At 64.4% G+C, this 26582-nt stretch carries 15 protein-coding genes; 2 read left to right on the top strand and 13 right to left on the bottom strand.

Going from position 1 to position 26582, the window contains the following annotated elements; genetic code table 11:
* From FFS30_RS13780 to FFS30_RS13760, 5 genes are all read right to left on the bottom strand, one after another.
* On the bottom strand, positions 1-240 hold the full coding sequence (locus FFS30_RS13780; RefSeq protein WP_137913754.1) for a hypothetical protein: 240 nt from the start codon (positions 238-240) through the stop codon (positions 1-3).
* 39 nt (positions 241-279) lie between these two features.
* The gene (locus FFS30_RS13775) at positions 280-711 is read right to left on the bottom strand and encodes an NfeD family protein (RefSeq protein ID WP_137913753.1); all 432 of its coding nucleotides are present in this window, start codon (positions 709-711) and stop codon (positions 280-282) included.
* A gap of 159 nt (positions 712-870) precedes the next feature.
* The gene (locus FFS30_RS13770) at positions 871-1857 is read right to left on the bottom strand and encodes an SPFH domain-containing protein (protein ID WP_137913752.1); all 987 of its coding nucleotides are present in this window, start codon (positions 1855-1857) and stop codon (positions 871-873) included.
* Positions 1858-1961: 104 nt separating this feature from the next.
* Complete coding sequence (locus FFS30_RS13765; protein ID WP_171014609.1) at positions 1962-4559, bottom strand: serine/threonine-protein kinase; 2598 nt, start codon at positions 4557-4559, stop codon at positions 1962-1964.
* 59 nt (positions 4560-4618) lie between these two features.
* Entirely contained in the window at positions 4619-5164 is a 546-nt protein-coding gene (locus FFS30_RS13760; RefSeq protein ID WP_212742475.1) for an ECF-type sigma factor, read from the bottom strand.
* Positions 5165-5385: 221 nt separating this feature from the next.
* Here FFS30_RS13760 and FFS30_RS13755 point away from each other — a divergent pair, with 221 nt between their 5' ends.
* The gene (locus tag FFS30_RS13755; protein ID WP_137913749.1) at positions 5386-9189 is read left to right on the top strand and encodes a hypothetical protein; all 3804 of its coding nucleotides are present in this window, start codon (positions 5386-5388) and stop codon (positions 9187-9189) included.
* A 350-nt stretch (positions 9190-9539) separates the two neighbouring features.
* Positions 9540-13670 carry an Ig-like domain repeat protein gene (locus FFS30_RS13750; RefSeq protein WP_137913748.1) on the top strand — a complete coding sequence of 1377 codons (4131 nt, stop codon included), beginning with the start codon at positions 9540-9542 and terminating at the stop codon, positions 13668-13670.
* A gap of 32 nt (positions 13671-13702) precedes the next feature.
* On the opposite strand, the gene FFS30_RS13745 is transcribed toward FFS30_RS13750, so the two are convergent.
* From FFS30_RS13745 to FFS30_RS13710, 8 genes are all read right to left on the bottom strand, one after another.
* Positions 13703-15010: an ATP-binding protein gene (locus tag FFS30_RS13745; RefSeq protein WP_137913747.1), complete on the bottom strand. Its 1308-nt coding sequence runs from the start codon at positions 15008-15010 to the stop codon at positions 13703-13705.
* A 75-nt stretch (positions 15011-15085) separates the two neighbouring features.
* Positions 15086-16432, bottom strand: coding sequence for a sigma-54 dependent transcriptional regulator (locus FFS30_RS13740; RefSeq protein WP_137913746.1), 1347 nt, complete (start codon positions 16430-16432; stop codon positions 15086-15088).
* Positions 16433-17489: 1057 nt separating this feature from the next.
* Positions 17490-19136: an NAD+ synthase gene (locus tag FFS30_RS13735; RefSeq protein ID WP_137913745.1), complete on the bottom strand. Its 1647-nt coding sequence runs from the start codon at positions 19134-19136 to the stop codon at positions 17490-17492.
* Complete coding sequence (locus tag FFS30_RS13730; RefSeq protein WP_137913744.1) at positions 19123-20604, bottom strand: class I SAM-dependent DNA methyltransferase; 1482 nt, start codon at positions 20602-20604, stop codon at positions 19123-19125. The genes FFS30_RS13735 and FFS30_RS13730 overlap by 14 nt, the downstream gene beginning before the upstream one ends.
* Positions 20605-20622: 18 nt before the next feature.
* Positions 20623-21456: a DUF3037 domain-containing protein gene (locus FFS30_RS13725; protein ID WP_137913743.1), complete on the bottom strand. Its 834-nt coding sequence runs from the start codon at positions 21454-21456 to the stop codon at positions 20623-20625.
* A complete protein-coding gene (locus FFS30_RS13720) occupies positions 21456-22199 on the bottom strand; it encodes a HipA family kinase (protein ID WP_137913742.1) in 744 nt (247 codons plus the stop codon). The genes FFS30_RS13725 and FFS30_RS13720 overlap by 1 nt, the downstream gene beginning before the upstream one ends.
* Positions 22196-23776, bottom strand: coding sequence for a restriction endonuclease (locus FFS30_RS13715; protein ID WP_137913741.1), 1581 nt, complete (start codon positions 23774-23776; stop codon positions 22196-22198). The genes FFS30_RS13720 and FFS30_RS13715 overlap by 4 nt, the downstream gene beginning before the upstream one ends.
* Complete coding sequence (locus FFS30_RS13710; RefSeq protein ID WP_249352450.1) at positions 23773-26568, bottom strand: DEAD/DEAH box helicase family protein; 2796 nt, start codon at positions 26566-26568, stop codon at positions 23773-23775. The genes FFS30_RS13715 and FFS30_RS13710 overlap by 4 nt, the downstream gene beginning before the upstream one ends.
* Positions 26569-26582 lie beyond the last annotated feature (14 nt).

Raw genomic sequence — 26582 nt, 5'->3', positions numbered from 1 at the left:
TCATCCCGGCATTCCTGCCGTCGCGCGATCGTTCGCGGCGGTGAGCAGGAAGGCGTGGCCTTTGTCGGTCAGCGCCATCGCACGGCTGTCGCTCGCATCGATCAGGCCGTCGATGCAGGCGTCCTCCCAGATCGACAGCCGCGGGCAATTGCTGCGCCACGCGTCCATCGTTTCGCGATAGGAACGCGGTGCCGCGGCGATCCATTCGAGAAGCTGCAGGGTCAGCGCATGGTTCGACATGGCATGCTCGCGTGAAGAAAACCGCCGAGCGCTTCCTCGTCACTGTCGAACCGCGTGCACCTTCACCGTCGTGCCGTCGACGCCGACCACTTCGACTTCGGCGCCGGCCGGCAGATCCGGCCCTTCCGCGAGCCACGGTGAATCGCCGATGCGCACCTTGCCTTTGCCGCCGACGATCGCCGTCTCCAGCGTGTAGCGCTGGCCGATGAACTGCTCGGCGCGACGGTTGAGCAGCGGCCGGTCACTGCTTTCGTTGACGACTTTGCGCACGAAACGCCAATAAATGAAGCAACTGATCAGCGCGAGCACGGCGAAGAGCACGGCCTGGACCAGAAGCGACAGCTCCGGGGTGAAGAACGTGACGGCGCCGAGCGCGGCCGCGGCGAAGCCGATCCAGATCAGAAAATAGCCCGGCGCGAGCAGCTCGGCGCCGATCAGGACAAAGGCGAGTATCCACCAACCGTAATGCATGGCATGGTTCCTGGCTTCGCATCTCTCCCGGCGGGAGAAATCGGCGCGCATGGCGCGACGGATAAGGAAAGGCGTTCCTGTCTATTGCTGAGCGCGAAGCGGCGGCGCCTTTCCGTCATCCGCCGTTCGCGCGCTTTCTCCGCAACGGAGAAAAGCGCATCAAGCCTGATAATTCGGCGGCAGCGCCGGCGCGCGCGCGGGCGCTGCCGGCTTCGGCGCCGATGCGCCCTGCTGCTCCTGCAGACTGGACTTGGCCAGTTCCGCGATGCCGGCCAGCGAGCCGAGCACGCCGGTCGCTTCCATCGGCAGCAGCATGATCTTCTGATTCGGCGCGCCGACCATCGCCTTGAGCGCATCGACGTACTTGGTCGCGACGAAGTAGTTGATCGCGTTGATGTCGCCGGCGCGGATCGACTGCGACACCATTTCGGTCGCCTTCGCTTCGGCCTGCGCGGAACGTTCGCGCGCCTCGGCTTCGCGGAACGCCGCCTCGCGCTTGCCTTCGGCGGCGAGGATCACGGCTTGCTTTTCGCCTTCGGCCTTGAGGATCGCCGATTGACGCAGGCCTTCCGCTTCGAGAATGTTCGCGCGCTTCTCGCGCTCGGCTTTCATCTGCCGCGCCATCGAATCGATCAGGTTCTGCGGCGGTTGGATGTCCTTGATCTCGATGCGGTTGCACTTGAGACCCCAGGGGTGCGTCGCCTCGTCGACGACCTTGAGCAGGCGCGCATTGATCTCGTCGCGCTTGGACAGCGACTCGTCGAGATCCATCGAGCCGAGCACGGTGCGGATGTTGGTCATGATCAGGTTGAGGATCGCCTGATTGAGATTGGCGACCTCGTACGCCGCCTTGGCCGCGTCGAGCACTTGGTAGAACACCACACCGTCCACGCGCACGACCGCGTTGTCCTTGGTGATGACGTCCTGGCTCGGCACGTCGAGCACCTGTTCCATCATGTTCATCTTGCGCCCGACCGTGTGATAGATCGGCACGAGAATGTGCAGGCCCGGCGACATCGTCGAGGTGTAGCGGCCGAACGTTTCCTTGGTCCACTCGTAGCCCTGCGGCACGATGCGGATCGTCTTCGAGATCGCGACGAAGATCAGAATCACGATCACCAGTGCCAGTACGCCGCTGCCGCCCATGCCCGTCTCCCCGATTCACCGTTTAAGTGTTTCGAGTATACCGTGGACGCCCGCCGGTTTCGTGAAGACTTCGTGGCGCGGTGCGAGCCACCGCCGGCAGCGGCTCAACGGCCGCGGTCGTCGAGTTTTTGCAGCGTGCGCTGCGCGCGCTCGATTTCGAAGCGCGCGGAATTCATCTGCGTCATCGTCGCGATCGCCGGTTCGAGCAGGCCACGCGCGCGTTCTCGATCGCCGTCATAGAACGCGATCTGCCCGTGCAACGCGGCCAGCCGTGCCGGCCAGTCGCCTTCGGGACTGATGCGCTGCAGCGCATCGACGTCGAGCGCATCGACGATCGTGCGCGCCGCCGTGCTTCGCGACGCATCGAAGTCGAGATAGTCGCTGGCGAGGTGGAACTTCATCAGTTGCAGCGAGATATGGTCGGGCGGCACGATCGCGGACAGCGCCACGAGACCTTCCTCGGACGTCTTCAGACCGAGTTCCCGCTGCCCGGCGAGATATTCGGCATGACCGAGGAACATGCGGTACACCTGGGTGTTGAAGCCGGTGGCGCCGATGCTGCTCAGATAAGCCTCGTACACGAGGCGCGCGCTGTCGGCCGCCTCGGCGTAGCGCCCGGTCGCGGTTTGCAGGCGGCTCAATATCGTCACCGCGTCAGCGACGAAAGCGACGTCGCCGCCGAGAATCGCGCGCAGCATGGTCGCCGCCTGCGTGCACAGTTGCTCCGCTCCGGCGTAGTCGTGGCGAAAGAAACGCATCCGGCCCAACAGGCTCAAGGCCATTCCGTAACCGAACGTCTGCTTGCCGTCGCTGCGCTCGAGCGACGCCATCGCCTCGCGCACGCCGCGCTCGCCGGCTTCGATGTCGCCGGTGGTGAGCTTGACGCTGGCGAGGTTGATCATGCGCGAGGCGAGCACCAGCTCGTTGTCGGGCTGCCAGCGAATGAAATCGGCCACGCTGCGCTCGTAGTACGGCAGCGCCTTCAGCGGATTGCCCAGATGATAGTAGTACGTGCCCCAGGCGCTGTTGCGCGTCGAAGACAGGCGCGGATCGCGCTCGTCCTGCGCCTGCGCGAGTTTGTCCGTCGCTTCGAGCAGCGTCTTCGCCTCGTCGTTCTTCGACCGTTGCGCCAGCGCCTGCGCCAGACTGTAGCGGGCCAGCTGCGCTTTGGCCGCGGGCACGTCGACGGATGCACTGCCGAGCTGCACCGCGGCGCGGTACTGCGCCTCGGCTCTGTCGGGTTCGCCGATTTGCAGGAACAACGCGCCGAGTTCGATGCGCGTTTCCAACTCGACCGCAGGCTGTCCCTTGAAGCGCCCGTCGATCTTGCCCGCACCGCGTTCGATCGCTTCGCGCACCGTCACGTCCTTGAGCGACGTCTTGAGAAACGGGCTCGCCGCGCGGATCACGTCTTCATTGAGAAAATTCTTCACCGCTTCGGCAACCGCGGTCTGGCGCTCGGCTTCGTCGCGTTCGCGCAGCGCGGCCTGGCGTTGCGCGAGTGCAACCGCGAGTCCCGCGACGAGGGCGACGGCGGCCACCACCGCCGCGGCGACGCCGGCGCGGTTGCGCGCGGCGAATTTGCGCAAAGTATAAAAATTCCCATGCCCGCGCGCGCCGACCGGGCGGCCTTCGAGATAATTGCGCAGATCGGCGGCGAAGGCTTCGGCGGAGGCATAGCGGCGCTGCGGATCGCGCGCGAGTGCGGTCAGCAGGATGCTGTCGAGATCGCCGCGCAGCGCGCGCCGGCGCGCAGCGGCATCGGCGAACTTCGCCTCGACGCCGGCACTCGGCAAAGCGGGCTCATCGTGCAGCACGGCTTGCATGCGCGCTGCGCCCTCGCCTGCGCGCGCGAACGGGCGCAGGCCGGTCAGCAGTTCATGTAACACGACGCCGAGCGCGTAGACGTCCGTGGCCGTGGTCACCACCGCGCCGCGGTACTGCTCGGGCGCGGCGTAGTCCAAGGTCAGCAGATGCTGGCCGGTTCCGGTCGCCGGCGCGGAATCGATCTCGCTCGCGGCGAGAATTTTCGCGATGCCGAAGTCGAGCAGTTTGGGCACGCCGTCCGCGCTGACAAGAATATTCGACGGCTTCAGGTCGCGATGCACGATCAGGTTCTGGTGGGCGTAGCGCACGCCTTCGCAAATTTGCAGCAACAAGGCGACGCAGGCGCGCACGCTGAGTGCATGCGCTTGCGCATACGCGGTGACGGGCGCGCCTTCGATGTATTCCATCGCGAAGTACGGCGAGCCGTTCGCATCGACGCCGCCGTCGATCAGGTGCGCGATGTTCGGATGTTCGAGCCGGGCGAGAATCTGCCGCTCGCGGCGAAAGCGCTGCAGCAGGCCCGGCGTCGGCCAGGCGACCTGCTTGATCGCCACGCGCTGCTCGTACTCGCCGTCGGCGCGCTCGGCCAGCCACACCTCGCCCATGCCGCCGACGCCGAGCGAGCGCAGCACGCGCCACGGGCCGAAGCTGCGCGGCGCGGCGTCCGCGACATTTTCCGGCCGCGCCTCGGCGATCAACGGCGGCGGCGTTTCGAGAAACGTGCCGAGCGAAGCGTCGGCGCGCAGCCAACGTTCCAGCGCCGCGCGCAGCGCCGGGTCGTCGCCGCAGGCGGCGGCGACGAAGGCGGCGCGCTCCGCGGGCGGCAGATCGATCGCGCTATCGAACAACTCGTGCAGGCGGTGCGGCTCGGCCATCGTCTTGCCTCTCATCCTCGCAGCGATAAACGAGAATCGAAGATCGAAAACGCCATCGGCTAGTCGGGATTGAGGGCGAGATAGAGGCGCACCTTCGCCTGCCGCCAGTCGCGGTTGAGCGTGCGTTCGCTGACCTGCTGCAGCACCGCGATCTGATCGAGGCCGAGACCAGCGAAGAAGCGTAATTCGATCAACCGTGCGAGGCGAGGCTCTTCGGCGGCGAAATGATCGAGCGCTTCGTTCAAGCGCAGCAGCGCTTCGGGGCCGAGTTCGCCGCTGGCGACGTCGAACGCTGCGTCGATGTCGACGAGATCGCGCTGCGCGCCGCCGCGCTTCTCCGCGATCTGCGCACGCGCGCGGTCGATGACGATCTGGCGCATCGCGCGCGCGGCGAGCGAGAAGAAATGTTCGCGATCGGTCAGTCCGCCTTCGCCCGGCTGGGCGAGTTTGAGATAGGCCTCGTGCACGAGGCCGGTCGTGTTGAGAGTCTGGCCGCCGGCGCGGCCGAGCTGGATGTGAGCGAGACGCTTCAGCTCGTCGTAGACGCGCGCGAACAATCGCCTCAGCGCTTCGGCGTCGCCGCCGTTCGCTGCGTCGATCAACATGGTCACGCTCTCGGACATCCCCATTTCCCCAACGTACCGGTGCGTGCGAAAAGTATAGCAATCCGCCGGCATCCGCCGATGACACTGCCGTGGCGCGGAAGATTTGTCCACCGCGTGTCGTTCTCTTCCTCGCTTTCCGTTTCCCTTAGGCGACCACCCGCTGTGCATGCGCATCGCGCGTGTCATCGAGTGTTTTTTTTGTACACCTGGGGAGTTTTGCCATGATATCCGCGATACGCGTCAGCAAGACGTTGATCGTAGGCCTGCTCGGCCTTTTCGCCGCACCGCTGGTTTTCGCTCAGGGGTTCTTTCCCGCCGACCCGAACCAACGCGGCTTGTCCGGCGCCTGGTCGGACCCGGCCAGGCCCGATCAGAAAATCTTCATCGACATCGCGCCCGACGCGAACGGCCCAGGCAAGGGACGCTTGCTCGGCGGCTGGCTCACCTTCGGCACCGCCGCTGCGAACGGTGCCGAAACACAGCGCTGGTACACCTTGCAAGGCGACGTCTCCAGCGGCCAGCCGGATACGCAACTGACCCTACATCGTTCGAGCGGCGGTCGTTTCGACGCGCCCGCGCAGGTAAAGACGGAAACGATCGGCCAAGCCGTTCTGCGTTTCGACGATTGCTACAGCGGTTCGCTGCGCTATGTGATCAAGGAGCCAGGCGACTCCGTCGAGCGCAAAGGCACACTGGCATTGCGTCGCAAAAATCCCAGTCTCACTTGCCTCAACCCGATGGGCGGGGCCAGCTCCGGCGCACCCGCCGCGGCGCTGTCGGGCTCGTGGTATCAAGCGGCGACGAGCGGCCAGGGCTTTCTGCTCGATCTCGACCAGCGCAACGGCAGCTTGTCCGGCGCATGGCTTACTCATGCAAACGAGGCCGCGCGATCGCCCGGGCCGCGCTGGTTCAGCGTACAAGCGCCGCTTGGCTTCGATGTGGCGCATCTGTCCGACCTGCCGATCTACGCCACGTCCGACGGCAAGTTCGACGCAGGCAGTGGCAGCACCACCCAGCGCGTCGGCACCGCGCAGCTGATTTTCACCGGGTGCGATAGCGCGCAACTGGACTACCGCTTCGATGCCGGTGAGAACGCGGGCCTGTATGGCCAGATCGCGCTGGTCCGTCTGCTCGCCCAACCCTGCGATGCTTCCGCACTCTCGCTTGCGACCGCAGTGGAGGTGCCGAGCGGCATCAATGCCACTGAACTCGTGGTCGTCGGCGCGGCGCAGGAAATACCCGTCGCGGATGACGGCACCGCCGTCCTGCCTCGCGCGAGCGGCGCACCATCGCTCGTTTCCGCCGTCCACGCGAGCGGCAAGGCCGTGCTGCTCGGCATGGCCGATCCGCTCGCACCGAGCCTGCGCCTGAATGCACGCAGCAGCGCGGTCGCCCTGCTGTTCTTCGCTCTCGGCGGCACGCAGGTGCCGGAAGAAAACCGGCGCAGACTGATCGAACTGATCGACAAGAACATGGCCACGACGGACGTGGAGAGAACTATCGCTGCGCGCCTCGCCAGCGATCCGTTCGCCATCGAACGTCTCGACGACGGCATCGTTTCTGCGGTGCTGTCTGCGGCGAAAGTCCTGCGCGGGGGCACTAGCAGCGGCTTATCGGCGGCACGCGTCGCAGCAACTCTTGCAACGCCGAAAGCGGCAGCCGCCGCCAACGCGGCGATCGAACCGCTGCTGCTGATCACCCCAAGCGATGCGCCGAACGGCATCGGCGTGATTGCGGACGGCCGCAGCTCGAACTTCAAGATCCAGAACGACAAACGCCGCCCGGCGCTCGCACGCTTGTACGAGAGAGCCTACCGGCCTGCCGCGGGCGACGGCACCGAAATCGAGCTTGCGCCGCCGCAGCAGATCGGCGCGGCGATCGCAGTGCCGAGCACGCAGGCGCTGTCGATCTTCAGCGCGCTCGGCGACATTTTCGAATTCAACGGCAGATCGCCCTGGCAGCCGGTGCAGACCGATTCGGTCTCGCTACAGCAGCACGCCGAGGCGGACAAGACGCGTTTCGATCTCGTCGTGCTCGCGCCAGTCTGGGATGCGCCGACACCGGGATTCTTCAACGACTCGAAGTATGCGCAGGCGAGCGCACAATGGCGCGACGACCTGAAGCAGATGTACGCACAAACCGCGTTCAATATCGCCTTCGGCGCCCTGCTCGAAGCGCTCGGCGTCGGTGGCGGCGCGGTGAGCGAAGCGACTTTCGCGCGCCTGATCGCCGGTGCCAGCGCATCGACGGACGCCGGTGTCGCCGCGATCTGGGCGCAAGCCGCGAGCGGCATCTCGCTACGCCAAGTCTGTCAATTCATGGTCTACCAATTCAGCGGCTCGCTCGATCCGGCGGCTTTCGGCGCACAGACTGCGGCGCAGCGCGAGATGATGGTCGGCCTCGTTGCTGAAACGAATCCTGCGCTGTCCGCGCAGATCAAGGCGGGCAGGCTCAGCCAAGCACGCTTCGCCAACATGCGCGTCGCCGTGCGCGCGCTCGCCGCCGTGTATCTCGTCGGCGCGGTGGCCGATACCGGCGCCCAGTGGAAAGACTTGCACACCGGCGATTCCGCCAACCTCTTCGACGTCACGCTCTGGCAGCCCGACGTGAAGATCAGCCCCAACGCAGCGAAGATCGCTGCGGGCGGCACGCAGAGCTTCGTCGCCAAGGTGCCGGGCAACGACGACGCCGATCTCAGTTATCGCTGGTCGCTCGAAGGCGACAACCTGGCGATTTTGAGCGGCGGCGGCAACAATGGCCGCGCGTTCGAAACGACGTCGGCGCGCGTCGATCTCGTCACCACACCCTCTTCGCAAGGGCAGTACCTGGTTACGGTCGAGGTGTTCGGTCGCGTCGGCAGCGCGAAGCAATCGCTCGGTCGCGCGACCGCGACGGTGACGCTCGACGGGGTGACGGTGAGCCTTTCGCCCGAATCCGCTTTGATTGAACGCCAGAACGGCCGCGCGACCTTCACGGTCGGCTTCAATCCTGCACAGGACACGTCGAACTTCGAATACGAATGGACGACCGCAAGCCGTGCCGGCGCGCTGACCTGCGCGGGACAAACCACGTCGACCGTGCAGCAAACGGTCGTCTGTGCCAGCGGCACCGCGGTATACAACGGCAAGTCCGACAACCTCGGCGGCGAAATCGAGGACATCCACGTCACGGTCTATCGCCACGTCGTCGACGAACTCGGCAACGCCCAACGCGTTACGGTGGGCGCGGCGAAATCCTATGTGCAGCTCAAGCAGATGTTCAGCATCCGGCTCACGCCCGACAATGCCGAGGTGCTGCCGAACGGCAGTCTCACGCTGCAGGCAACTTTCGCCGAGACGCTACCACCGGGCTCCTCCGTCACCTGGCACTGGTCGATGAGCGGCCCCGGTTCATTGGTGCCGACGCCAACCAGCTCGATTCCCGCGGCCGCGACCTACACGGCCGGCAGCGGCATCGGCGACGCCTATGTCAGTGTCTACGCCTATGTCGATGTCGGCGGTTCCGATCTGCACAACCTCTACATTCTGCCGCAGACCAACCACGTCAAGATCACTCTCAATCCGCAGACCATCCCGATACGTTTTCAGGCGTTCAAACTGTCCGGCGCGTGCAATCCCTCCTATCCCTATATGGTCTGCGCGACGGCCTTCGGCGGAATCCTGTTCCCGAAACTTCCTGCCGGGCAGCGCGTGCAGATCACCTGCAAAGCACCGGGATTCAGTCAGCAGTCGTTTTTCCATACTTCGGAACCCGCTAAGAATCCATGGACCGGCGACGAGATGATCTGGATGGTCAACGGCAGGAACGGAGGCATCACCGCAATCAGCCCCTATTCTCCGTTCGGTCTCGGCGTTTGGGATAAAGGAAGCGAGTATCTCGCTCTGTTGACCGCAAGAAGCACCGAGTACAACCCCGGATTCGGCTTCTACCCCTACGCCAGTCTGGACGACGCGACCAACGCCTACTACGACGGCGTCGTCGCATTCGGCAACGGACTGGAGTGCACGGGCAAGACCGCGCCGTGAACGCCTTCGCGGAAATTCGGCGCGAGCCGTGCAAAAACGTCTGGCGCACGGCTTCGGCGCAGTTCGACGCATCGGCAATATCGGCACCACCGCCAGGCTGCCGCCCTCGCGGTTCGTCAACGCGATGCGGACGCAGTTCACTTCGATGATCGGTTCGGCGAGGTTCCGGCCCCGTTTCCTGCTTGCGCGATCGGCGTAGCAACGGCGTTCGCCGAGTTCGGCCGAAAAATAGCGTTCCCGGCGTGTCGTTTTGCGCGTTCTTTTGCGTTTCCCCTCGCGAGTGCGATCCGTCTGCTGCAAGCAATGCGGCGGGCGCGGTCGCGCCGACTCATTCGCCAACGGACGCCATCATGATTTCAGCACGCCCGCAGATTCGGTTCGCCGTCCATTCCGTCCTCCTTCTCCTTCTGCTGCTGGTCTGCGCGCTGCCCATTGCGGCGCAGGTGCCGCTGCCGAATCCGAACCTGCCGCTGGTCACCAATGGCGTGGTCAACGCGATCGCGGTGCAGCCCGACGGCGGCGTGGTGTTCGGCGGCAACTTCAAGAGCGTCAACGGCGTCGTGCGCGCGAACCTCGCACGACTCAAAGCGGACGGTACGCTCGATACGGACTGGAATCCTGCACCCGACGGCAACGTCTACGCGCTCGCGGTTGACGCCACGAGCGGCGCGGTCTACGTCGGCGGCAGCTTCAAGAATATCGGCGGCGCAGCGCGCAAGAACATCGCCAAGTTGCCGGGCAGCGGCACGGCGACGGCCGATGCGAACTGGAACCCCACGGCCGACAACAGCATTGCCGCGCTCGCGGTCGGCAGCGGCGGCGAGGTCTACGCGGGCGGCTACTTCAAGAACATCGGCGGCGCGGCGCGCAACTACATCGCCAAACTTACCGGTGCTGCGGGTACGGCCGACGCGGCCTGGAACCCGTCTGCGGACAGCACGGTCATGGCGCTCGCGCTCAACGCGGCGGGCGATGTCTACGCGGGCGGCAACTTCCAGAACATCGGTGCGCTCGCGCGCAATCGCGTCGCGAAAATCGCCGCGGCAACGGGCGTAGTCGATCCGACCTGGGACCCGAACTCGGCGAGTACGGTTTACACGCTCGCGGTCAATGCCGGCGGCGATGTTTATGCGGGCGGCCAGTTCACCCAGATCGGCGGGCAGACGCACTACTTCATCGCCAAACTCGCCGGCAGCGGCAACGGCGCGCCCGACGCAACCTGGAAGCCGTTCGCCGGCGGCTATGTTTCCGCGCTCGCGCTCGACGCCGCGGGCAATGTCGTCGCCACGGGCGGTTTCACCAATGCCGCGACCACGCTCGGCGCGGGCCAGCCGCGCAACTACATCGCGCGCTTCGCCGGCGCCGGCGTCGGCACGCTCGATTCGTGGAACCCGTCGATGGGCGGTATCCCCAACGCGGTCGCGATCGGCCAGAACGGCACCGTCTACGCGGGCGGAAAATTCCCCACCGTCGGCAGCCTGCCGCGGCTCAGTTTCGCCGGCATCGACGCGACGAGCGGCGTGGCCACCGCCGCGGTCGATGCGGAGACCAACGCCATCGTCAATGCGATCGCGCGCCAGCCGAACGGCGGCCTCATCGTCGCCGGCGATTTCCTCAAGGCCGCGACGATCTCGCGCCAGTATATTTTGCGCCTGCAGGCCGACGGCAGCCTCGATCCGAACTGGCATCCATCCGCCAACGGCGCGATTTCCGCACTCGCCACGAATGCCGCCGGCGATGTCTACGCGGGCGGATTTTTCGGCATGTTCGGTGGCGTCGCGCGCACTTACATCGCCAAACTCGCCGGCGCCGACGGCACGGTCGATGCGACGTGGAATCCGCAATCGAACGGCTCGGTCAATGTTCTCGCCGTCGATACGGACGGTTCGGTCTACGTCGGCGGCGGCGGCTTCAGCACGATCGGCGGCCAATCGCGCAATTATCTTGCCAAGCTCGCGGGCAGCGGCACCGGCGCGGCCGATGCGACCTGGAATCCGGCAGCGAACAACAACGTTTACGCGTTCGCACTCGACGGTGCGGGCAATCTTTTCGTCGGCGGCGATTTCACCAGCATCGGCGGACAGACGCGCAACCGCGTCGCCAAGCTGACGACGACCGGCAGCGGCGCGGCCGATGCGACGTGGAATCCGTCGGCGAACAGCACCGTGTATGCGCTGACCCTCGACGCCAGCGGCAACCTACTCACAGGCGGCCGCTTTTCCTCGTTCGGCGGATCGACGCACCGCAGCCTCGCACGCGCAGCGGGCACCGGCACGGGCGCGGTTGACGCTACCTTCAGTCCGACGATCACCAGCGACGTACGTACGATCGCGCTCGATGCGACCGGCGCGATCTTCGCCGGCGGCGGTTTCTTCAGCATCGCCGGGCCGACGCGCAATGCGCTCGCCAAATTCGCCACCGACGGTTCGACCGATGCGACCTGGAATCCCGCGCCGAGCACCACCGTCTACGCGCTCTCGATTGCCGCGGGCGGAACCGTCTACGCGGGCGGCAGCTACACGAGCATAGGCGGCGCGGCGCGCAATGCGCTCGCGGCGTTGAACGGCACGATCACTTATACAGTCACGCCGAACGTCAGCGGCGGCGGCAATGGAAATGCGATCGCGCCGAATACACCGCAAACGGTGAATGCCAACGCCGCGACGACCTTCGCGATCACACTCGCCGCCGGCTATTCGGTCGCCGTCACCGACACCTGCGGCAACGGCGGCGCGGGCAACGGCAGCTACGACGCGGTCAACAAAATCTACACCACCGGTCCGATCAGCGCCGATTGCGCCGTCAATGCGGTATTCACACCGATTCCGCTCAACGGCAGCTGCGGCAGCGCGAGCGGCCAGACCTTCAACACTCTTTCCGCGACGAGCGCCAATCTGTGCACCGCCGGTACGCTGCAGAACTTCGCCGGCAGCGGCCCGTGGACCTGGACTTGCGCCGGCAGCAATGGCGGCAGCGATGCGACGAATTGCTCGGCGAGCATTGCGAGCTTCAACGTCACCACGGCACTCAGCGGCAGCGGCGGCACGATCTCCGCGCCCACGCAGAGTCCGGTCAACTACGGCAGCGCGACGACTTTCACTGTTTCTGCGCTTCCCGGCTATTCGATCGCCACGGTCAGCGGCGACCACTGCACGCCGGCCGTGCAGAGCGGCAGCACCTGGAGCAGCGGCACGATTACCCAAGCCTGCGCGATCACGGCCACGTTCACCGCCAATCCGATCAACGGTGTCTGCGGCGCGTCGAACGGACAGACGCTGACCGCGGCGCCGAGCACGAATCTCTGCAGCGTCGGCACACCGAGTGTGGTCGCCGGTAACGGTCATCCTTGGAACTGGAGTTGCAGCGGCGCAAACGGCGGCAGCAACGCGAGCTGCACGGCGACGATCAAGACCTGGACAGTGACGCCCTCGGTCGCTGGCAGCGGCGGCACGATCAACCCGGCCGTGCCGCAGACCGTCGATCACGGCGCGGCGCTGAACTTCACCGTGTCGCCCGCGCCGGGCTACTCGTTCGCCGGCGTGTCGGGCAGTTGCAACGCCAGCGTCGTCGGCAACACGATCTCGATCGCGTCCGTCGTCGCCGATTGCAGCGTGGTCGCCACGTTCAGCGCCAATCCTGTCAACGGCGCCTGCGGCAGCGCCGACGCGCAGACGCTCACCGCCATACCGAGTGCGAATCTCTGCAGTGCCGGCACACCGAGCGCGGTCGCCGGCAGCGGTCATCCGTGGACGTGGACCTGCAGCGGCGCCAACGGCGGCAGCAACACGACGTGTTCGGCGACGATCCGCACCTGGACGGTCAGTGCGAGCGCGGGACCGGGCGGCAGCATCTCGCCGACGAGCCGCAGCGTAGACCACGGCGCAAGCACGACCTTCGCCGTCGCCGCCAGCGCGGGCTACCGTGTCGTCAGCGTGAGCGGCTGCGGCGGCAGCCTCAGCGGCGGTACGTACACGACCGGGCCGATCCAATCCGACTGCAGCGTCAGCGCCAGCTTCGCCCTGATCGCCCAGCCCACGTCGACCGGCCTGAGTTCGTCGCCGAATCCGTCTACGACGGCACAGAGCGTCGTCTTCACGGCGACCGTATCGACGCTCGCCGCCGCCTCGATTCCGCACGCCGCGGCACCGGCGGTGGCGCCGATCGGCACGGTGTCGAGCGGCACGGTCACGATCGTCGACGCCTACGGCAGCGCCGGCGCAACGACGCTGTGCACCGCCGCGGTCAGCGCCGGCAACGCGACATGCACGGCCTCGCCGCTCGCCGCCGGCAGCCATCTGGTCACGGCACTGTATGCCGATGCGAGCGGCAGCTATCAGCCGAGCCAGGCCGCGCTGACGCAGACGGTATCCGCGCCTCCGGTCACCGGGCCGGCCGTGCCGGCGCCGTTGGGTACGCCGATGCTCGGGCTCAGCGCGCTTCTGCTCGCGGCATTCGCACTGCGGCGGCTGGCGCGCTGCTAGCGTGCCCCAGCGTCTTCCGACCAAACCTGCCGTCAGGCGATCTGCGGCAGCACCAGGGTCACCGCGAGACCGCCGCCTTCGCGGTTGGCCAGGGCCACGCGGCCGCCGTGTGCCTCGACGATCTCGCGCGCCAGCGCGAGACCGAGGCCGGTGCCGCTGCGCTTGGTCGAATAAAACGGCAGCAGCGCGTTGGCGAGCACGTTCTCGCTCATGCCGCTGCCGCGGTCGCTGACCTCGATACGCACGTCGTTGCCGCGTTCGGTCAGTGCGAGTTCGACGTCGTCGGCGGAGCCGCCGGCCTCGTGCGCGTTCTTGAGCAGATTGATCAGCACCTGTTCGAGTTGAGCGCGATCGAAGCGGCCGTCGCGCTTGGGCATCTCGCCGACCAGGCGGAACGGATACTGGCGCGCGAGCGCGGCGACGAATTGCGGCCACGCCACGCTTTCGATGCGCGGCTGCGGCAGCTTCGCGAATTCCGCATAGCCGCCAATGAAGCCGTGCAGATGGCGCGCGCGATCCTCGATCGTATCGAACACAGTCGCGAGCTTGTCGATCATGCCCTTGCGCGCGAGTTCGCGTCCGGAATGCGCGAGCGAGGAAATCGGCGCGAGCGAATTGTTGAGCTCGTGACTGATCACGCGGATCACCTTTTTCCAGGTCTGCACTTCCTGGCGCGACAGTTCGCGCGTCAGGCGCTTGATCAGCAGCATGCGATGCTTGCGGCCGTGCAGGCGGAAATGTTTCTGGGCGAGATGGAAGGCTTCGGTCTCGCCGTCGATGTCGACGCTGAACAATCCGTCCTGATGGCCGGTCAGCGCCGAGCCCAATGCCGGCGGACAGCCTTCGACGAGTTCGGCGAAACCCATGCCGTTCATCGCGCGGCCGTCGTTGAGCAGCGCGCGTGCGGCGAGATTGGCGTAGACGACGAACTGCGCCGCGTCGATCAGAACGAGCGCGGTCGGCGAGTTCTGCACCATCGTGTCGAGCAGCAGCTCGCGCTCGATCAGGTTCTGGCGCTGCTCGCGCAGCACGCGGCCGAGTTCGTTGTGCGCGGCGATCAGCTCACCGAATTCGTCGCTGCGCGTCTCCACCAGCGACGTCGAGAAATCGCCGTCGCGATAGCGCGCGACGCCGCCCGACAGCGCGCGCATGAGACTCTGCGCGGGCTTAGTCGCCGAATGCGCAAACATCGCCGACGGCAGCGCGAGCACAGCGAACGCCGCGGCGGCCGCGAGCCACGGCGACAGCCACGACGCGAACAGCGCAGTCAACGCGCAACCGACGACGAGGGTCGCGCCGAGCAGCGCAAAAATCTTGCCTTCCAGGGAAAAAAGACGCATGCCGCCTAGGCTAACCGAACGCAGCCGTCGGCGGAATCGCACAGACGCCGCCGCGCCGGGCACGCCGAGACGCAATCAGTTCAGGCCTTCGATGCCCATCTTTTCCATGCGTCGGTACAGGGCCTGACGCGACAGGCCGAGTTCGGACGCGGCCTGGCTGATGACACCCTTGGCACGCGCGAGCGCGGACTCGATCGCCGCGCGGTCGGGCTCGACATCCGCGCCGAGGCGCAGAGGCGGCGCCGCGCGCACGGCGAGGCCGAGATCCTCGGGCGCAATGACGCCGTCACGGCAGAGCAGACTCGCGCGCTGGATCGCGTTCTTCAGCTCGCGCACATTGCCCGGCCAATTGTGCGCGAGCAGCGCGGCGCGCGCTTCCGCGCTGAGGCTGGCCGCCTTGCCGACGAAATGTTCGGCGAGCGGCAGGATATCGTCCGGCCGCGCGGCGAGCGGCGGCAGCACGAGTTCGATCACGTTGAGGCGGTAGTACAGATCTTCGCGAAACGTGCCGGCACGGATCATCGCCGGCAGGTCGGCATTGGTCGCGCTGATCACGCGCACCTTCACTTCGCGCGTCTTGCTCGAACCGAGCCGCTCGAACTTGCCAGTCTCGAGAATGCGCAGCAGCTTCATCTGCCCCGGCAGCGGCAGGTTGCCGATCTCGTCGAGCAGCAGGGTGCCGCCGTCGGCCGCTTCGAAGCGGCCCTCGCGCGCCTTGTTCGCGCCGGTGTAGGCGCCTGCCTCGGCACCGAACAGCTCGGCTTCGATCAGGTCCTGCGGCAGCGCGCCGCAATTGACCATGACGAACGGGCCGGCCTTCACTGCCGAGTTGTAATGCACGATCTCGGCGATGCGTTCCTTGCCCGCGCCGTTCGGCCCGGTGATCAGCACGGGCGCATCGGCGCGCGCGACGCGACAGGCAAGTTCGATCAGGCGCTCCATTGCACTCGACGCGAACACCGTTCCGCGCAGATCGAAACGTTCGCGCAGCGCACTGCGATGCGCGCGGCGCTCGCCGTGCAGACGCGATACTTCGCGCGCGTTCTCCGACAGCTCGAGCAGATTCTCGACCGCAGCGATGAGCTTGGCATCGTCCCACGGCTTGGCAAGGTAATCGGCCGCGCCGGCCTTGACCAGTTCGACCGCGGTTTCCAGATGCGTCCACGCGGTCAACAAGATCACCGGCAGATCGGGCTCGCGCTCGCGGATCGCGCGAAACAGCGCGACGCCTTCCTCGCCCGAGGTCGTATCGGCGCGGAAATTCATGTCCTGCAAGACGAGGTCCACACGCTCGCGCGCCAGCACGGCGAGGCCTTCTTCGGGCGACGCCGCATGCAGGGCGCGGATGTCGCGCAAGCTCAGCAACACATCAAGCGCGGTGACGATCGCGGGATTGTCGTCAATGACGAGTACGGTACGCATTGTTTTCGAGAGTATGGGGTGGCCATCGCGCATGACGGTAGGATGCGCAAGGCTTCGGATTGGTTGCAGGCGAGGATATAGGATGTGGGTGTTGCGGCGGTAGCCGGATCACGGTCCGCCTGGACTCTTCATTTTGTGCGGTGGCCGGCTTCCGGGGTGTTAGCTGGTTTCTTTTGCGTGATTTGGGGCTGGTTGTTACTTTTTCACGCTTTGTTCGTCATTCCCGCGCAAGCGGGGCTTTCAATAGCCACAGGGCTGGTCATCCAGCTCTTGCCCTCGCTCGTCATCCCCGCGTGCTCTTGGCGGGGATCCAGTGACTTTGCTTTTGTTGGTTGAGAGCAAAGGCTTCCACTCGCCCTGCGGGCGAGCGGGTCACTTTTCTTCAACAGCGAAGAAAAGTAACCAAAAGACGCCGCCCCAGAACATTGCGCCCTACGCGCATCCTGCGCTCCGGGTCCGCGTCAGCGGCCGGGTTCCGCTAATTGCACCTCCGTGTGCAATAGCGGAATCGGCGCGATCCATCGCGCCGACCCTCACGGGCCTTTTCGTCCGCTGCCGCCGCAATGTAATGGGGACCCGGAGAAACCAGAGCAGCGCGCTTCGTGCGCGCCGGAGCCAGAGCAAAAAGCAGGCATTCCACGCGCGGCTCTGCCTTTGCTCTGTTCTTGATCTGTCTTTTGATCTTCGGGTCCCCGTCAGCCGCGGCGAGGGCATGACGGAATGGCCCTTCAGGGTCGCGCGCAGCATGCGCGCGAGTTCGCGAATGGACACGGATGTCCATCGAGCGAACCCCGGCATGACCTCGCGAACCGCCGTAGGCGGCGCGGCTCCCGGGGCGGCGTTTCTTTGGTTACTTTCTTGTCGCTGTAGACAAGAAAGTAACCCGCTCGTCCGCAGGACGAGTGGAAGCTCTGCTTTTAGACCAACAAAAAACCAAAGCAAAGTCGCTGGATTCCCGCTAAGAGCACGCGGGAATGACGAGCAACGACAAAGCGGGATGAACGGCCCTCCGACCAACGAAAACTCAGAAAAAATGACAACCCGAGGAGAAGGCGTCCTAGCGCCACCCCGAAGTAATGGGATACCGCCGCTCCCGCCCGAACGCGCGGCGCGAGACCTTCGGTCCGGGTGCCGCCTGGTGGCGCTTCCACTCGTTGATGCGCACGAGGCGCAGCACATGGTCGACGACGTCGGCGTTGTAGCCCGCGCGCACGATGTCCTCGCGCGACTGCTCTTGGTCGACGTAGCGCAGCAGGATCGCGTCGAGTACGTCGTACGGCGGCAGCGAATCCTGGTCGGTCTGGTTCTCGCGCAGTTCGGCCGTCGGCGCGCGCGTGATCACTTCGACCGGGATGACCGGAGCGCCGCCGGTCGTGTTGCGCCAGTTGGCGAGCGCATACACCTCGGTCTTGTAGAGGTCCTTGATCGGCGCGTAGCCGCCGCACATGTCGCCGTAGATGGTCGCGTAGCCTACCGCGTATTCGCTCTTGTTGCCGGTGGTCAGGAGCAGGCCGCCGAATTTGTTCGACAGCGCCATGAGGATGGCGCCGCGGCTGCGCGACTGCAGGTTTTCTTCGGTCGCGTCGGGAGCGCAGCCGACGAAAGCGGGGGCGAGCGCGTCGAGGAAGCCGGCGAACGGCGCCTCGATCGGAACCGTCAGCAGCTTCACGCCGAGCGCATACGCCTGCACGTCGGCGAGATCATTGCTCTGTGCCGAGGTGTACTTCGACGGCAGGCGCACGCCGACGACGTTGTCCGCGCCGAGCGCGTCGACCGCGATCGCCAGCACCAGCGCCGAGTCGATGCCGCCCGACAAGCCGATCCAGGCCTTCTTGAAGCCGTTCTTCGCGCAGTAGTCGCGCGTGCCGCGCACGATCGCGCGCCAGGCGAGCGCATCGCGGCTCTCGTCGCCATCGGCGGGCCACGCGACCGGCGCGAACTTGCGCGTCGCCGCATCGTAGTCGGCGATGCACCAGTGGTCCTCGAACGCGCGCGCAGCCGGATGGATGTGGCCGTCGCCGTCGGCGAGCACCGAGGCGCCGTCGAACACGAGCGCATCCTGGCCGCCGACGACGTTGAGGTAGGCCAGTGCCGCGCCGGTCTCTTTCACGCGCGTCGCGAGCAAGGCATCGCGCTGCGCATGCTTGTCGCGCTCGAACGGCGATGCGTTCGGCACGAGGACGAGTTGAGCGCCGTGCGCGGCCGTGTCGGCGAGCGGCTCGGCGAACCACAGGTCTTCGCAGATGATGAGGCCGACCGGCACGCCCTTCACCTCGAATACGCAGGCGCCGCCGTCGGGATCGACATCGAAATAACGACGCTCGTCGAACACGGCGTAGTTCGGCAATTCGCGCTTGCGGTAGGTCGCCTCGATCGCACCGTTGCGCAGCACCGAGGCGGCGTTATAGACCACCGGTCCCGCCGCCTGCGGCCAGCCGACCACCGCGGCGATGCCCTTGACGCCAGCGGCAACGCGCAGCAGCGCTGCTTCGCACTCTGCAAGAAAGCTCGGCCGCAGCAGCAGGTCTTCGGGCGGATAACCGCTGATCGCGAGCTCGGGGAACACCACGAGATCGGCGCGGTAGACGTCGCGCGCTTCGGCGATCATCGCCGCGATGCGCTCGGCGTTGCGCGCAACCGCTCCGACGGGGAAATCGAACTGGGCCAGAGCGATACGCATGGTCATATTTTCAGCCTTCTTCATGCGTTGCGCGAGCAGAAGCTAAACCAGCCGCGACATCTCGGAACGCTGACAACGCCGTTTCGAGATGCTCGATGATTTCCTGCGCCAGCACGTCCGGCGCAGGCAGATTGTCCAGATCATCGAGGCTGTCGTCCTTGAGCCAGAAGATGTCCAGGCTGGCTTTGTCGCGGGCGATGAGCGTTTTGTAGTCGAAATATCGGAATCGCTCCGATTCCTTGCGTTTGTGCCGATTGGCCGGATGGTAGGCACTGATGAAATTCTGCAAGTCCTCGAAGCGAAGCGGCTTGGTCTTCAGGGTAAAGTGCTGGTTGGTGCGCAAGTCGTAGATCCACACGCCCTTGGTATGCACCTTGCCGTCCTTTGGCTTGGCATCGAAGAACAACACATTGGCCTTCACGCCCTGCGCGTAGAAGATGCCGGTCGGCAGGCGCAGCAGAGTGTGCACGTCGCAGGTTTCTAGCAGCTTGCGGCGTATCTTTTCACCCGCACCGCCCTCGAACAGCACGTTGTCCGGCAGCACTACCGCCGCTTGCCCGGTGGTCTTGAGCATCGAAACGATGTGCTGCAGGAAGTTGAGCTGCTTGTTCGAGGTGGTTTGCCAGAAGTCTTGCCGCTCGTAAGTCAGCGCATCGCGGTCTTCCTCGCCATCCTCGTTAGTGATGGTCATGCTGCTTTTCTTGCCGAACGGCGGATTGGCCAGCACGTAATCGAACTTGCGCTGCGATTCGGCAATCAACGCATCGGCGCGCTCCACCGTAGGTTCGCCGTCCAGGTCGCCGATGTTGTGCAGGAACAGATTCATCAAACACAGGCGGCGCGTAGCGGCGACGATCTCGTTGCCGAAAAATGTTTCGCGATGCAGGAACGTCTTCTGTTTCTTGTCGAGCTTGGCGCCATCGCGGGTCAGCCACGCGTATGCGCCGAGGAAAAAACCGCCCGTGCCGCAAGCCGGATCGGCAATGGTCTTGCCCGGTTCCGGCTGCACGCATTCGACCATCGCTCGGATCAACGGGCGCGGCGTGAAGTACTGGCCCGCGCCGCTCTTGGTGTCCTCCGCATTTTTCTGCAGCAGGCCCTCGTAGAGGTCGCCCTTGGTATCGACATCGAGGCTGATCCAATCCTCCGCATCGATCATCTGTACCAGTCGCGCCAGCTTGGCCGGGTCCTGAATCTTGTTTTGCGCCTTGAAGAAGATCGCCCCGAGCATGCCGGGCTCCTCGCTCAGGCGATGCAGTACTTTCAGATAGTGCGCTTCCAGTGGTTCGCCGGTCTTGCCGCGCAGGCTGAGCCAGTTGCAGCTTTTCGGGACCTGAGTGTCGCGGTTGTACGGATCTTGCGAATACTCGTGCGCCAGCTTCAGGAACAGCAGCGTGGTGAGCTGCTCCAGATAGTCGCCATAGCCCACGCCGTCATCGCGCAGGGTGTGGCAGAAGTTCCAGATTTTCTGGACGAGGGTCGAGGCGTTCATCGGCGAATCAAGCTTTGCTCAAGAGGCCTGAGCAAACTCAATGATCTGTTTGTCAGCCGCGTAGTCGACAACCTCGGCGCCTGCCTCGATCAGCATGGTCTTCACATCCTGCGCAGCCCGCTCATACGAGGCATTATCTTTCTTGCGTTGCACGGTGACGAGTATTTCGCCAGCAAGCAATTGGCGCTTGCGCAATTGGGCGATTCGACCTGCCCACTGCAAGCCGTGATCGATAGCCTTGGCCGGCTCGGCATGGGTCAAGTGTAGCGGTTTGATGATGCGAATATGCTCGCTTCCCGCCGTAACGAAGGGGAATTTCACATTGAATTGCTCGTCACCAACCGTGCGCGGCGCGAAGCGATCGCCCAACTGGTGAGCGGATAACAAGAGCCGCAAGCCGCGTTCAAGCACAGCTTCCTGATATTCGCGCGTGGCGAAATCCCGTTCGACATACCTGCCGAACAATTCATCGAGCGTCGCGTTCGGGCTGTCGGTCAAAACAACTCGCGGGGCATCGAAACGAAACAGCGTTTCGCGTGGGCGCGTGAGCTCGGCGAAGAACGCCTCGAGCGCCGGCTCATCGACATTCTTCAGGCGCCGATCCATGCCGAATCGCTTCAGCTCCTGCGCAACGCGCTCAAGCTCTTCGCGCATCAAGGCCAGCCCTTCGCGCAAATGCCGGTGCTCGTGCAGATCGAAGAAATGCGTAACGCGAGCGATTCGGCGCTTGAGCAAGCGGAAACCGAAAAATCGCCCGACCGTGCTGATCAGGACTACCCCCACATTCGCAAACTCGCCCGTTTCCGCATAAGGCAGAAAGCGCAGAATGGCGTAACGGCAGGGAGCTTTCATCAGCTCAGGTTCCAAAAAATGTCGCTGGTACAACGTTCAAGCTGCGTCCGTACAGCAGCGAAATCGAAATCCAGCGGTATCGATTGCTCGGGGTCGATAGTCTGCCACATCGTCGGCAGCGCAGCGACCGTCGAACGCCACCCCGTCAACGCCGCAGACAGGCGATCGGCATACAGCTTGCGGGCGACGAAATCGCCGGCCACATCGCGCAGCGCATCGGCAAAAACGTGATGGTCGAGAAACCGCTCCCTGGAAAAATCCGGGTCGAATGCAAGATTGTGGTCGACCACCCAGAGCTTCGAATTGCCCGCTTCCCAAAACAGATTCGGATTGCCGCCGTGGGCGCTGAGCGTTCTGTCTTCGTTGTGCACCCACCAATCGAACACGGCCACATCAGCCCGCGTCTGCGGCGGGACCAACTCGGCCGAGATCATGGTCAGCTCGGAAAATTCACAACGCTGCGAGCCAAACACCGCGCCTGCGCCGAGATCGGAAAGCGGCTCCCCCGCCGAGTAGCCCAGCCGCACCAATTGTTCCGGCACGTCGAGAATAGTGAAGGGTGCAATAGGCAACCCGAATGCTTTTGCCAGCGAGCCGGCCAACCATTCGCAGACCAGGCTGCGTACGCCAGCATAGCGCCCCTTCACGAAATACACCTGACCATCATCGGCCCGGCAAATAAACGGACGCGTTTTGCCCTGCGAACTTCGGCCCGTCACTTCGGTCACCGTCGGATAGGTCATGGCGCATTTTTCCTTCGAACCCTGCGCGATTTTGCTTCAACATCAGCCATCCGTTCTACACGAATGCGCGCCAACAATGCGCTGGCGGGTTCGTCGTCGGGGTCTTGCGGGACCAGTTGGCCAGCGAAGGCGGCTTTGAGGATGTTGCGGCGCTGGGCGGCGGCTTGTTGCAAGCTGCGGGCGATGGCGGCTTCTTGCTCCTTCGCCGCGGCAAGGGCGATATCCAGTTGCTCGATGATTTCGGTTTGTTCGGCGAGTGGAGGTACAGGCACGGCCACGGAAACGATGTCAGGCTGCGAGATTTTGTAGATGCCTGCAGAAGTGCGGGCACGGATTTCGAGATGAGTTCGTGTCCGCTGAGCATCCCAAACGAATGCCAGCCATTTGGAGTGGATGACTTGCTCAAGCGTCCGCAAGCGGATCAACGTATCCGGATATGCCACCTGCTCGAGCACGTTCTCGACGAGCCCAGCACGCCCAACCAAAGTCAAAGAGCCATTGCCGCGAACAATTAGCAAGTCGCCATTTACCACGGCGAATGGCTTTGCCTCCGCATCAGACCATGCGCCATGTTTCCATTCACCGAGATCAATCCGGCCGTGACGCACAGCCGTCAACCGAAGAACTTTTGCGCCGCTTGTGCCAGATGTTGGAACAGACTTGCCATTGGCTAAATCATCCGGCGACAACTGATCTACTGTCGTCCACACCCACCCCTGCGGCAGCGCCGGCAAATCACGAGTGTCGGGCGCAACGGGTTCAGGGTACTTGGCCTGCCAGCCTTTCGACGGTGCCTTACCTTGCTCGGCGAACTTCGCCAGTTGCTTGGCTTCCCAGCGGACGCGGCGTTCGCGCAGGATGCGTTGCAGCAGATCTGCGCCGGTTTCCTTGGGTTCGCCATGCGCGGTGCGCCAGTCCGCGGTCAACGCGCCTTCCACTGCCGCTTTCAGCAGCGACTGCCGATACTGCGCCAGCTTGCGCTGCGCGGCCTTGAGTTCGGCCACGGCGGCGTCGAGGTCGGAAAACAGTTCTTCCAGCTTCACGACTATTCGCACCTGCTCCGCAATAGGAGCGAACCGCACTTCGAGTCGCTTGAACCGATCATGGGTGAGATTGAGACCACTCTCACTCCCCCCCGTTTTCATTCGATCTATTGCGAATTGAGCCTCATCCGACTGCAAGAACGCTTCCAGATAGCGGGCGTCCATTGCACTCGGCTCAGGGCGGAAGCGATACATCTTTCCCGAAAGCATTAGATGCGGGACTATGGATTTGACCAGACACGAAACACCGCACCGCACGCGCGGGCCGGCACAAGTGATCAATAGGTCTCCGTCACTAACCTCAATTGCAGGCCGAGGCGCCAATTGCGCCGGCAGCTTCTTGTTGTGCTCATGCTCAAACTTACCCGGCTGAATCGCGGTTGTTTTCAGAATCGCCCACTCATCTGCATTCCGGGGTTCTTTGAGGCATTGTGGACTCCAGCCTTGATGGATTGTTCGTCCATCAGATTGCTTGGCTAACAAATCTTCGATAGGCGCAACCGTCCAACCGCTGGGCAATTCGATGGAGCTCAAGCCACCAACTCCTCATTCATCTCCACCATCAACCCGTCCAACTCGTTGCCAAAGACATTCCACGCCCGCTGCAAACCGCCGCGCGCGGCCAGTTGCGCGTAGTCGAAATCCTCGCGTTCGATGCAGCAACTTGCGGCAATGTGCTCCTTCATCAGGCGCAGCCAATCCATCTGTTCAGGCGTGAACGCGGTCGCGCGCTTGGCATTGTGGCGGAATACCCAGTCGGCGAATTTCCGGTCCACGGCGTCGGCGAACGGGCGCAGCTCAGCGTCCATACCCAGCGCGAAGCGCACCAGCGAGACCAGATCGGTCAGGCAACGACGCGCGTCCGCGCCGCGTACGCGACTCTCCTGCACGCGCGCGTAGGCACTCCAGAGTTTTTCCGTGGTCAGCATCAGCGGCGGGCGACTCAACGCATCGTGCAGCTCTTCGATCATCTCCAACGTCAGCGCGCGGCGCTGGTAGGGCTGCGCGTAGAAAAAACCCAGCGCGGCGAGTTCGTCGCGGTGGGTTTTGAGAAATTCGCCAAACGTGCGGATCGCGGTTTCCGCATTGGCCTGCGCTTGCGCGGCGAATTCGCTGCGGCTGAGCGTGTCGGGATTGACGATGTCGATAATCTGTTCGCGTTCGCACCGCGCCGATTCGATCCATTCGCGCAGTTGCGGTGCGTCGAACGGCGCGCAGGCGGCGGCGATGCGCTTTTGCTTCGCGGTTTCGATTTCCGCGTCGGTCAGCGTGTCCTCGCTGCGGGTGATGCCTGCGGCTTTGGCCGCATCCAGCGCATCGGCGGCGATGCGGTCGGCGTCCAGCGCCTGAACTAATCCGCGCGCCAGATCCTGCAGGCCAAGGCCGCCGCTGGCCTGCTTGATCCTTGCCAGCGCCTTGTCGTCCAGTTGCTTGGCCAGACGCACCAGACGGTTGCCGAGGCTGAGCACGGTGTCGTCATCGCGCGCGCCGATGGCCACGCCTTTGAGCAAGGCGTCCAGACTCGTGCCGGGTTTGCGCTCCAGCGGACGGCTTTCGGTCTTGCAGGATTTTTCCACGCCCACAGCATCGATCAGCACGAAGCGTTCCTTCGCGCCGCTGGCCGAGTTGCTGACCTTCTTAAGCGATTCGGCACCCAGGCTGCGCACGCCGCGGCCTTTCATCTGTTCGTAGTAGCCGCGACTGCGCACGTCGCGCATGAACAGCAGCACTTCCAGCGGCTTGACGTCGGTGCCGGTGGCGATCATGTCCACGGTGACAGCAATGCGCGGATGGAACTCGTTGCGAAAATCCGCCAGCACGCCGTCCGCGTCGCTTTCCGTGTACGTCACCTTGCGGCAGAAATCGTTGCCTTCGCCATACACTTCGCGCACGGCGCGGACGATGTCGTCGGCGTGACTGTCGGTCTTGGCGAAGATCAATGTCTTCGGTGTTTCCTTGCGGTTCGGGAAAATCTTTCTCTCGACCGCCGCCTTCATCGCTTCGATGACTTGGCGAATCTGGTTCGGGTTGACGACGGATTTGTCGAGATCGGTCCTGCCGTAGTCGATGTCGTCCTCGGTCTGTGCCCAGCGTTTGGCGCGGGTGATGCGGTCGCGGTGATCCACCCACTGCTTCGCCTCGATCGTTGCGCCAGCGCGGGTGATTTCGGTTTCGATTTCATAGACGTCGTAGCCCACGTTAACGCCGTCGACCACGGACTGTTCATAGTTGTATTCGGCCACCACATTCTGGTTGAAGAAGCCGAAAGTGCGCTTGTCCGGCGTGGCAGTGAGGCCGATCAGGAAGGCGTCGAAGTAGTCCAGCACCTGCTTCCACAGGTTGTAGATGCTGCGGTGGCACTCGTCGATGACGATGAAGTCGAACTCTTCCACCGGCACGCTTGGGTTGTATTGCACCAGCCGTTCCTGCTTGATCGTCGGAGCGGCTTCGGCGGGCGAGATGTCTTCGCTGCCCTCGCCTAGCTCGGTGCCCGACAGGATCGAATACATGCGCTGGATCGTGCTAATGCAGACCTGCGCATGCGGGTCGATACGCGAGGATGAGAGCCGCTGCACGTTATAGAGTTCGGTGAACTTACGCGCGTCGTCGGGCGGCGTGTAGGCCATGAACTCCTGATGCGCCTGTTTGCCGAGATTGCGCGTATCGACCAGAAACAGGATGCGTTTGGCGCCAGCGAACTTCAATAAACGATACACGGCGGTGATGGCGGTGAAAGTCTTGCCCGCGCCGGTGGCCATGTGGATTAGCGCGCGCGGCTTATTCTTCGCCAGCGACTCTTCCAAACCGTTGACCGCGTTGATCTGGCATTCACGCAGGCGGCGCGTGGGCAGCGGCGGCATCTGCTGCAGGCGCGCTCGCAACGTGTCCGCCTGTGCGGCCCATTCCGCCAGGGTTTCCGGGCGCAGGAATTGGAACAGTTCGCGGGCGCGCGGTGCGGGATCGGCGCCGTCGGTGAACCAGAGAATCTGGCCCGTAGCCTCGTACAAGAAACGCAGCGGTGCATTGCCTTTGCGCCATTTCAGCGTGGCGTTAGCGTAGCGCTCGGTCTGCGGTTCATGGACGCTGAGGTTGTGGCCTTCTTCGTCGCGCTTGGCTTCGATCACGCCCAGCGGGCTGCGATCGACGATCAGCACGTAGTCCGCTTGCCCTGTATCGGTCGGGTATTCGCGTGCAGCAATACCTCGACCCGCGCCAAGGTTCAGCGACTTCATGTCCTGCACCAGCCAGCCCGAAGCTTCGAGCTTCTGGTCAATCAGCAAACGAGCTTTTTGCTCCGGTGTCATCGCTTCCCCGCGCGTCATCATCGGCGGGCGGGGAT

Origin of the sequence: Rudaea sp. 3F27F6 (genome assembly GCF_005503555.1) — a bacterium.
GTDB lineage: Bacteria > Pseudomonadota > Gammaproteobacteria > Xanthomonadales > Rhodanobacteraceae > Rudaea.
This window is presented reverse-complemented; position numbering and strand designations above follow the sequence as displayed.

Excerpts from the sequence above, each read along its gene's own strand:
- FFS30_RS13780 (WP_137913754.1), bottom strand. The coding sequence starts at position 240 with ATGTCGAACCATGCGCTGACCCTGCAGCTTCTCGAATGGATCGCCGCG.
- FFS30_RS13755 (WP_137913749.1), top strand. The coding sequence starts at position 5,386 with ATGATATCCGCGATACGCGTCAGCAAGACGTTGATCGTAGGCCTGCTC.
- FFS30_RS13735 (WP_137913745.1), bottom strand. The coding sequence starts at position 19,136 with ATGAAGAAGGCTGAAAATATGACCATGCGTATCGCTCTGGCCCAGTTC.
- FFS30_RS13760 (WP_212742475.1), bottom strand. The coding sequence starts at position 5,164 with ATGTTGATCGACGCAGCGAACGGCGGCGACGCCGAAGCGCTGAGGCGA.
- FFS30_RS13740 (WP_137913746.1), bottom strand. The coding sequence starts at position 16,432 with ATGCGTACCGTACTCGTCATTGACGACAATCCCGCGATCGTCACCGCG.
- FFS30_RS13765 (WP_171014609.1), bottom strand. The coding sequence starts at position 4,559 with ATGGCCGAGCCGCACCGCCTGCACGAGTTGTTCGATAGCGCGATCGAT.
- FFS30_RS13720 (WP_137913742.1), bottom strand. The coding sequence starts at position 22,199 with ATGACCTATCCGACGGTGACCGAAGTGACGGGCCGAAGTTCGCAGGGC.
- FFS30_RS13730 (WP_137913744.1), bottom strand. The coding sequence starts at position 20,604 with ATGAACGCCTCGACCCTCGTCCAGAAAATCTGGAACTTCTGCCACACC.
- FFS30_RS13750 (WP_137913748.1), top strand. The coding sequence starts at position 9,540 with ATGATTTCAGCACGCCCGCAGATTCGGTTCGCCGTCCATTCCGTCCTC.
- FFS30_RS13770 (WP_137913752.1), bottom strand. The coding sequence starts at position 1,857 with ATGGGCGGCAGCGGCGTACTGGCACTGGTGATCGTGATTCTGATCTTC.
- FFS30_RS13725 (WP_137913743.1), bottom strand. The coding sequence starts at position 21,456 with ATGAAAGCTCCCTGCCGTTACGCCATTCTGCGCTTTCTGCCTTATGCG.
- FFS30_RS13745 (WP_137913747.1), bottom strand. The coding sequence starts at position 15,010 with ATGCGTCTTTTTTCCCTGGAAGGCAAGATTTTTGCGCTGCTCGGCGCG.
- FFS30_RS13710 (WP_249352450.1), bottom strand. The coding sequence starts at position 26,568 with ATGATGACGCGCGGGGAAGCGATGACACCGGAGCAAAAAGCTCGTTTG.
- FFS30_RS13775 (WP_137913753.1), bottom strand. The coding sequence starts at position 711 with ATGCATTACGGTTGGTGGATACTCGCCTTTGTCCTGATCGGCGCCGAG.